The 939-nt window shown below is 51.2% G+C and carries 7 tRNA genes and 1 rRNA gene; all 8 read left to right on the top strand.

Annotated features, from left to right (window positions below):
* The first annotated feature begins 6 nt into the window (after nucleotides 1-6).
* A 5S ribosomal RNA gene (rrf, locus tag CYJ37_RS25180) occupies nucleotides 7-123 on the top strand.
* Between the two features lie 122 nt (nucleotides 124-245).
* Nucleotides 246-318: transfer RNA gene (locus tag CYJ37_RS25170), tRNA-Thr, on the top strand.
* Between the two features lie 33 nt (nucleotides 319-351).
* A tRNA-Glu gene (locus CYJ37_RS25165) sits at nucleotides 352-426 on the top strand.
* A 4-nt stretch (nucleotides 427-430) separates the two neighbouring features.
* Nucleotides 431-506 (top strand) — tRNA-Val (locus tag CYJ37_RS25160).
* Between the two features lie 5 nt (nucleotides 507-511).
* Nucleotides 512-587 (top strand) — tRNA-Thr (locus CYJ37_RS25155).
* Between the two features lie 28 nt (nucleotides 588-615).
* Nucleotides 616-700, top strand: a tRNA-Tyr gene (locus CYJ37_RS25150).
* 74 nt (nucleotides 701-774) lie between these two features.
* A tRNA-Gln gene (locus CYJ37_RS25145) sits at nucleotides 775-849 on the top strand.
* 6 nt (nucleotides 850-855) lie between these two features.
* A tRNA-Lys gene (locus CYJ37_RS25140) sits at nucleotides 856-928 on the top strand.
* Nucleotides 929-939: the final 11 nt, after the last annotated feature.

The following is a 939-nucleotide window of genomic DNA, read 5'->3' as shown; positions in this document are numbered from 1 at the left end:
AAATAGTCTGGTGGCGATAGCGAGAAGGTCACACCCGTTCCCATACCGAACACGGAAGTTAAGCTTCTCAGCGCCGATGGTAGTTGGGGGCTCTCCCCCTGTGAGAGTAGGACGCTGCCGGGCGAAACAAAAACATTCCGCCGCAGTAGCTCAGTGGTAGAGCATTCGGCTGTTAACCGAACGGTCGCAGGTTCGAGTCCTGCCTGCGGAGCCATCCTTAATACCGCTTAAGGTATTGGGCTAATGCTTCCATAGCTCAGTAGGTAGAGTGCTTCCATGGTAAGGAAGAGGTCACCGGTTCGAGCCCGGTTGGAAGCTTATAGAGATCATAATTTCTTAAATTAATAGCAAGGCCCCTTGGTCAAGCGGTTAAGACACCGCCCTTTCACGGCGGTAACACGGGTTCGAATCCCGTAGGGGTCACCATTTCGGAGGATTAGCTCAGCTGGGAGAGCATCTGCCTTACAAGCAGAGGGTCGGCGGTTCGATCCCGTCATCCTCCACCATATTTGCCGGTTTAGCTCAATTGGTAGAGCAACTGACTTGTAATCAGTAGGTTGGGGGTTCAAGTCCTCTAGCCGGCACCATTTCCTTTACTTATCTGTAATGGAATGTGGAGGGGTAGCGAAGTGGCTAAACGCGGCGGACTGTAAATCCGCTCCCTCCGGGTTCGGCGGTTCGAATCCGTCCCCCTCCACCATTTTGAATAAAAACTGCAGATTTGGACAATCTTATAAATGTCCTTTTTATTTTGACCGGCAGGTCATTGATTAATGGGCTATAGCCAAGCGGTAAGGCAACGGACTTTGACTCCGTCATGCGTTGGTTCGAATCCAGCTAGCCCAGCCATTTTTTGAGCCATTAGCTCAGTCGGTAGAGCATCTGACTTTTAATCAGAGGGTCGAAGGTTCGAGTCCTTCATGGCTCATCATAGCAGGG

Origin of the sequence: Bacillus sp. UMB0728, from assembly GCF_002858875.1 — a bacterium.
Classification (GTDB): domain Bacteria; phylum Bacillota; class Bacilli; order Bacillales; family Cytobacillaceae; genus Bacillus_AB; species Bacillus_AB infantis.
This window is presented reverse-complemented; position numbering and strand designations above follow the sequence as displayed.